This window comes from Stenotrophomonas sp. PS02300 (assembly GCF_029959395.1).
GTDB lineage: Bacteria > Pseudomonadota > Gammaproteobacteria > Xanthomonadales > Xanthomonadaceae > Stenotrophomonas > Stenotrophomonas maltophilia_AD.
On the sequence record NZ_JASCOP010000172.1, the window covers coordinates 1 to 6,811 of the forward strand.

General features: G+C 68.4%; 7 protein-coding genes. 4 read left to right on the forward strand and 3 right to left on the reverse strand.

The genetic code is table 11. The features are described 5' to 3' along the window. Positions 1-97: 97 nt before the first annotated feature. Genes QMX79_RS19265 through rsmD form a run of 3 tightly spaced genes read right to left on the reverse strand, consistent with a single transcriptional unit; the run spans position 98 to position 1,757 of the window. Entirely contained in the window at positions 98-589 is a 492-nt protein-coding gene (locus QMX79_RS19265) for a hypothetical protein (RefSeq protein WP_068851048.1), read from the reverse strand. Between the two features lie 45 nt (positions 590-634). Next, positions 635-1,144: a pantetheine-phosphate adenylyltransferase gene (gene coaD / locus QMX79_RS19270; RefSeq protein WP_068851045.1), complete on the reverse strand. Its 510-nt coding sequence runs from the start codon at positions 1,142-1,144 to the stop codon at positions 635-637. 7 nt (positions 1,145-1,151) lie between these two features. Further along, positions 1,152-1,757, reverse strand: a complete 606-nt coding sequence (rsmD, locus tag QMX79_RS19275; RefSeq protein WP_282248206.1) for a 16S rRNA (guanine(966)-N(2))-methyltransferase RsmD — start codon at positions 1,755-1,757, stop codon at positions 1,152-1,154. 161 nt (positions 1,758-1,918) lie between these two features. On the opposite strand from rsmD, the gene htpG reads away from it, so the two are divergent. From htpG to QMX79_RS19295, 4 genes are all read left to right on the forward strand, one after another. Beyond that, on the forward strand, positions 1,919-3,817 hold the full coding sequence (gene htpG, locus QMX79_RS19280) for a molecular chaperone HtpG (RefSeq protein WP_282248207.1): 1,899 nt from the start codon (positions 1,919-1,921) through the stop codon (positions 3,815-3,817). Between the two features lie 225 nt (positions 3,818-4,042). Beyond that, positions 4,043-5,332, forward strand: coding sequence for a signal recognition particle-docking protein FtsY (gene ftsY, locus QMX79_RS19285; protein WP_282248208.1), 1,290 nt, complete (start codon positions 4,043-4,045; stop codon positions 5,330-5,332). Next, positions 5,332-6,450: an A/G-specific adenine glycosylase gene (gene mutY, locus QMX79_RS19290; protein WP_282248209.1), complete on the forward strand. Its 1,119-nt coding sequence runs from the start codon at positions 5,332-5,334 to the stop codon at positions 6,448-6,450. The genes ftsY and mutY overlap by 1 nt, the downstream gene beginning before the upstream one ends. 3 nt (positions 6,451-6,453) lie before the next feature. Beyond that, on the forward strand, positions 6,454-6,723 hold the full coding sequence (locus QMX79_RS19295; RefSeq protein ID WP_214901428.1) for an oxidative damage protection protein: 270 nt from the start codon (positions 6,454-6,456) through the stop codon (positions 6,721-6,723). The last annotated feature ends 88 nt before the right edge of the window (positions 6,724-6,811 follow it).

Here is a 6,811-nt window from a genome sequence, read left to right on the forward strand (position 1 = left end):
CCCCCCGCCGCCCGCGGCGGGGGGGGGGGCCCCCGGGCGGCGCCCCCCCCCCCCCCCCCCCCGGGCCGCGCGCAGGGCGCGGCCGCCATGGCACGGCTTACTTGGCTTCGACGAAGATGTACTCGGCGCCGGTCGGCTGGACGATCGACTGGACGCGGGCGTTGTCGGCCGCCTGGCCGATGAACACCACGCGCACACCCTTCATCGAGTCGGCGGACACGTCCTTGAACACGGCCTGGATCATGTCGGCCATCTTGCCCGAGGCGGACGAACCGAAGGCCAGCATGTTGCCCGGCTGCACGCCACGGGCGACGGCGGCGGTGGCGCTCTCGACCTGGCGGTCGTACTTGGCCTGGAACTCCGGATCCGATTCCGGCGACAGGTAGTACAGGAACGGGCTGTTGGTGATGTTGCCCATGTTCTGCACGGCGACGGACTGCAGGTACTTCTTCCAGCCCGCATCGTCATCCTTGGCCGGGGCGACGAGCGCCTGCTGGGCATCGGCGACCGGTGCGGCTTCTTCCTTCTTGCAGGCGGTGAAGGCCAGCGCGAACGACGCGATCAACATGGCACGCATGGTGTTGTTCATGGAGTCTCCCTCTTGGTGATGCTTGGTATGTGTGGGTCTTGGGGTTTACGTGGGGCCAGACTTCGCTTCGCGGACCTTGCGCAGCGCCTCGAGCACCGAGGCCGGCACGAAGCCGGACACGTCGCCGCCAAGACGGGCGATCTCGCGGACCAGCGAGGACGAAATGAAGCTGTGCTGCTCGGCCGGGGTCAGGAACAAGGTCTCGACCTCCGGAATCAGGTGGCGGTTCATGCTGGCCATCTGGAATTCGTATTCAAAATCGGACACCGCGCGCAGCCCGCGCAGCAGCACCCCGCCCTGCTCGGAGCGCACGAAATGCGCCAGCAGGGTGTCGAAACCGCGCACTTCCACGTTGCGGTGGTGGGCCAGCGCATCGCGCGCCAGCGACACCCGCAGCTCCAGCGGCAGCGAAGGCCCCTTGGACGGGCTCTGCGCCACGCCGACCACCAGCTTCTCGAACAACGGCGCGGCCCGGTTCACCAGGTCGATGTGACCGTTGGTGATCGGATCGAAGGTGCCCGGGTATACGGCGATGCGGCGGTTGGCTACGGTCATGCGGAAGCTACGCGTTCTGATCTGGTGAAAGTGTAGCAGTGGCGCGCCTGTACAGGGCAAAGCGGACCTCGCGGGTGCCGCCCTCCCGGTGCAGCAGCCAGCCCGGCGGCAGGCGCAGGGTCTGGCCGGCCGGGGACTCCAGGTACAGCCAGGCATCGGCGGCCAAGTGCGGCCCCAGCCCGGCCAGCACGGGCTCCCACAGCCCATCGGCGAACGGCGGGTCGATGAAGGCGATGTCGGCCAGCCCCGACGGGCGCTGGCCCAGCCAGTGCAGCGCGTCGCCCTGCACCACCTCGATCTGGCCCTGCGCGCCCAGCCTGGCTACCGATTCGCGCAGCTGGCGGGCCAGCGCGGCATCGCGCTCCACCAGCGTTGCCTGGGCTGCCCCGCGCGACACCGCCTCGAGCCCCAGCGCACCGCTGCCGGCGAACAGATCCAGCACCCGGGCACCGCCCAGGCGCGGCATCAGCCAGTTGAACAGGGTCTCCCGGACCCGGTCGCTGCTGGGCCGCAGGCCGGGCGCCAGCGGCACCGGCAGCTTGGTATTGCGCCATTTACCGCCAATGATGCGGACCTGGCCGACGGGGTGGGATGCGGAAGAGCGTGAATTCATGCGTGAAGAATACCGTAACGGTCACCACCCGCCCGCGACCCACCGTCGGCCTCCCAGCCCGTAGCAACTGAAACGCTGACGCCTTGAAAACGGGACAATCCATCCTCACTCCTTGTGCAGCCGCCGCGCCGGGCGCGGCACCGTCCAAGGAGCACTCCCCGATGACCGAGCAGACCCAAAAAGAAACCCTGGGCTTCCAGACCGAAGTGAAGCAGCTGCTGCAGCTGATGATCCACTCGCTGTACTCCAACAAGGAAATCTTCCTTCGCGAGCTCATCTCCAACGCCGCCGATGCCTCGGACAAGCTGCGCTTCGAAGCGCTGACCCAGCCGGGCCTGCTCGAAAACGACGGTGAACTGCGCATCCAGGTCAGCGTCGACCCGCAGGCGCATACCCTGACCATCGACGACAACGGCATCGGCATGAGCCGGGAGGAGGCGATCGCCCACCTGGGCACCATCGCCAAGTCCGGCACCGGCGACTTCCTGCGCCAGCTGTCCGGCGACCAGAAGAAGGATTCGCAGCTGATCGGCCAGTTCGGCGTCGGCTTCTACAGCGCGTTCATCGTGGCCGACCAGGTCGATGTCTACTCCCGCCGCGCCGGCCTGCCGGCCAGCGAGGGCGTGCACTGGTCCTCGCGTGGCGAAGGCGAATTCGACGTCGAACGCATCGACAAGCCCGAGCGCGGCACCCGCATCGTGCTGCACCTCAAGGACGACCAGCAGGACTTCGCCGATGCCTGGCGCCTGCGCGGCATCATCAAGAAGTATTCGGACCACATCGGCCTGCCGATCCAGATGGTCAAGGAACACCGCGGCGACGACGCCCCGGCCGAGGTTGAATGGGAAACCGTCAACCGCGCCAGCGCGCTGTGGACCCGCCCGCGCACCGAGATCAGCGACGCCGAATACCAGGAGTTCTACAAGCACGCCGCGCACGACCACCAGGACCCGCTGGCGTGGAGCCACAACAAGGTTGAAGGCAAACTCGAGTACACCTCGCTGCTGTACGTGCCCGGCCACGCCCCGTTCGACCTGTACCACCGCGACGCGCCCAAGGGCCTGAAGCTGTACGTGCAGCGTGTGTTCGTGATGGACCAGGCCGAGCAGTTCCTGCCGCTGTACCTGCGTTTCATCAAGGGCGTGGTCGATTCCAACGACCTGTCGCTGAACGTGTCGCGCGAAATCCTGCAGTCCGGCCCGGTCATCGATTCGATGAAGTCGGCGCTGACCAAGCGCTCGCTGGACATGCTGGAGAAGCTGGCCGCCGACAAGCCCGAGGTGTATGCCGGGTTCTGGAAGCAGTTCGGCCAGGTGCTCAAGGAAGGCCCCGCCGAAGACTTCAACAACCGCGAGAAGGTCGCCGGCCTGCTGCGCTTCGCCTCCACCCATGACGCCAGCGGCGAGCAGAGCGTTTCGCTGGCCGACTACATCGGCCGCATGATCGAAGGCCAGGACAAGATCTACTTCCTGACCGGCGACAGCCACACCCAGGTCAAGGACAGCCCGCACCTGGAAGTGTTCCGCAAGAAGGGCATCGAAGTGCTGCTGCTCACCGACCGCATCGACGAGTGGCTGATGGGCTACCTGACCGAGTTCGACGGCAAGTCTTTCGTGGATGTGGCGCGTGGCGACCTCGACCTGGGCGCGCTGGAAACGGCCGAAGACAAGCAGGCGCAGGAAGAAGCAGCCAAGGACAAGCAGGGCCTGGTCGAGCGGATCAAGGGCGCGCTGGGTGATGACGTGGCCGATGTGCGCGTGTCGCACCGGCTGACCGATTCGCCGGCCATCCTGGCCATCGGCGAACAGGACCTGGGCCTGCAGATGCGCCAGATCCTGGAAGCCAGCGGCCAGAAGGTGCCCGACAGCAAGCCGGTGTTCGAGTTCAACCCGGCCCACCCGCTGATCGGCAAGCTGGACCAGGAAGCCGATGCCGCCCGCTTCGGCGACCTCAGCCGGGTGCTGTTCGACCAGGCCGCGCTGGCGGCCGGCGATACGCTGAAGGACCCGGCGGCCTACGTGCGCCGGCTCAACAAGCTGTTGCTCGAACTGTCGGCCTGAGGCGCCGTACCCACCAACGGTGGGTACCTACCGCCCGGTTCGAGGCGGCGGTAGCGCACGCGGAGAACGGCAGGAGCCGTTCTCAACGTCGCGAAGCGACGGCCCGGAGGGTGCCCGCCAGGACGGCGGGCATACCGTTGGTCGTGCGCGCCGTGTCGCGCGTTTCCACGCGGGCCGCACAGGCCCGGGTGATAACATAGCCCCCTGATTTCAGCGCCGAATCCAATGCTCAGCTTCTTCCGTCGCAAAAAGCCCCAGGACGCTCCGCAGGACGCGCCCAAGACCCAGCACTACTCGGCTGAAGAGCTGGCCGCGGCGTTCCCGTCGGCCGCGCCCGTCGATGAACCGGCTGCCCCGGCCATCGAACCGGCTGCCGCTCCGTCGGAACCGGTCATCCCGGACACGCCCCCGGTAGCGCCGGCCGTTGGCCGGCAACCTGCGCCCGCCGACCTTCCGGCCCCGGTGCTCCCCGTCGAAGCACCGCCTGCCCCGATCCACGCCCCCGCCCCGGTCGTGGTCGCTACCGAAATCGTCCAGGAAGCCGCCCAGCCGCTGGCCTCGCCCGCCGCCGCCGACGAGGCCGCTCCGGCCGCGCCCGGCAAGACCGGCTGGCGCGACCGCCTGCGCAACAGCGTCATCGCGCGCAGCTTCGGCGGCCTGTTCTCGCGCAACCCCAAGCTCGACGACGACCTGCTGGATGAGCTGGAAACCGCCCTGATCACCGCCGATGTCGGCGTGGGTGCCACCACCGCACTGGTGGAAGGCCTGCGCAAGCGCATGAAGGCGCGCGAATTCACCGACGCGAACGCGCTGCTGAAGGCGCTGCGTGCCGACCTGATCGCGATCCTGCAGCCGGTCTCCCGCCCGCTGGTGATCGACCGCAGCGCCAAGCCGTTCGTGATCCTCACCGTCGGCGTCAACGGCGTCGGCAAGACCACCACCATCGGCAAGCTGGCCAAGCGCTTCAAGGACGATGGCCACAGCCTGATGCTGGCCGCCGGCGACACCTTCCGCGCCGCCGCCGTGGCGCAGCTGCAGGCCTGGGGCGAGCGCAACGGCGTGGCCGTGGTCGCCCAGGGCCAGAACGCCGATGCCGCCTCGGTGGCATTCGATGCGCTGCAGGCCGGCAAGGCGCGCGGCACCGAAGTCCTGATCGCCGATACCGCCGGCCGCCTGCATACCCAGGGCGGGCTGATGAACGAGCTGGGCAAGATCCGTCGTGTGCTGGGCAAGATCGATGAAAGCGCGCCGCACGAGGTGCTGATGGTCATCGACGGCACCACCGGCCAGAACGCGCTCTCGCAGCTGCGCCAGTTCCATGCCGCGGTCAACGTGACCGGCCTGGTGGTGACCAAGCTGGATGGCACCGCCAAGGGCGGCGTGGTGTTCGCGCTGGCGCGCGAATTCGGCATTCCGATCCGCTTCGCCGGCATCGGCGAGCGCCCGGAAGACCTGCGCGTGTTCGACCCGGAAGCGTTCGTGGATGCGTTGCTGCCGGAAGCGCTGGGCGGTTGATGGCGCCCGCCATCGCCGACGCGTTCGTCGAGCGGCTGCTGCCGTGGTTCGACGGCCATGGCCGGCATGACCTGCCCTGGCAGCATCCGCGCACGCCGTACCGGGTGTGGCTGTCGGAAATCATGCTGCAGCAGACCCAGGTCGCTACGGTCATTCCGTACTTCCTGAAGTTCCTGGGCGTGTTCCCCACCCTGCCCGACCTCGCCGCCGCCAGCAACGACGCGGTGATGGCGCAGTGGGCCGGGCTGGGCTACTACGCCCGCGCGCGCAACCTGCATGCCGCGGCGCAGCGCTGTGTCGCGCTGCACGGCGGCGAGCTGCCGCGCGACGTCGATGCACTGCACGCCCTGCCCGGGATCGGTCGCAGCACCGCCGGCGCGATCCTCAGCCAGGCCTGGAACGACCGCTTCGCCATCCTCGATGGCAACGTCAAGCGCGTGCTCACCCGCTACCACGGCATCGAGGGATTCCCCGGCCTGCCGGCGGTGGAGAAGGTGTTGTGGGCGCTGGCGCAGCTGCACGTGGCGCATGTCCCCGGCGGCCGCCTGGCCGATTACACGCAGGCGCAGATGGACCTGGGCGCCACGGTCTGCACCCGCAGCCGGCCAGCCTGCGTGATCTGCCCGCTGCAGGACGACTGCGTGGCGCGCCGCGAAGGCCGCAGCGAGCTGCTACCCACCCCGAAGCCCAGCAAGGTCCTGCCCGAACGCGAGGCGGTGGCGCTGCTGCTGCGCGATGCACAGGGCCGGGTGCTGCTGCAGAAGCGCCCCGACACCGGCATCTGGGCGCAGCTGTGGACGCTGCCGCAGGCCGACAGCGGCGCCGCGCTGCAGGACTGGTTCGATGCGCATGTGCGCGGTTCGCTGGAAGATGCCGAGGAACTGCCGGTGCTGCAGCACACCTTCAGCCACTATCGCCTGCACCTGCAGATCCTGGCGCGGCGGGTGGACGGGTTGCGCAGTGACGACCCTGGCCTGCGCTGGGTACCGGCGCAGGAGCTGCCCAGCCTTGGCCTGCCTGCACCGATCCGCAAGCTGCTGGAAAACGGCAGTGTTCCGCCCGCTCCCGCCGCACGCCGTAAACTACGTGCTGCAACGACCTTGAAGAACATCGAGTAGCCCATGCCCCGCACCGTTTTCTGCCAGTACGAACAACGCGACACCGACGGCCTGGATTTCGTGCCGTATCCCGGCGAGCTGGGCCAGCGCATCTTCAACGGCATCGGCAAGACCGCCTGGGCCGCGTGGCTGGCGCATCAAACGATGCTGATCAACGAAAACCGGCTGTCGCCGCGCGATCCGAAGCATCGCGCGTTCCTGGAGGAAGAGCTGGTCAAGTACCTGTTCAGCGGTGGCGCCGAGAAACCGGCAGGTTTCGTGCCGGAAGCCTGATCTCGGCCGCAGGCCGCGCTCAGGCGGTAGCGCCCCCCCCGTTGTCGGGGGGCCAAATTTGCCCCCCACCGGGGGCCCCAACAACACA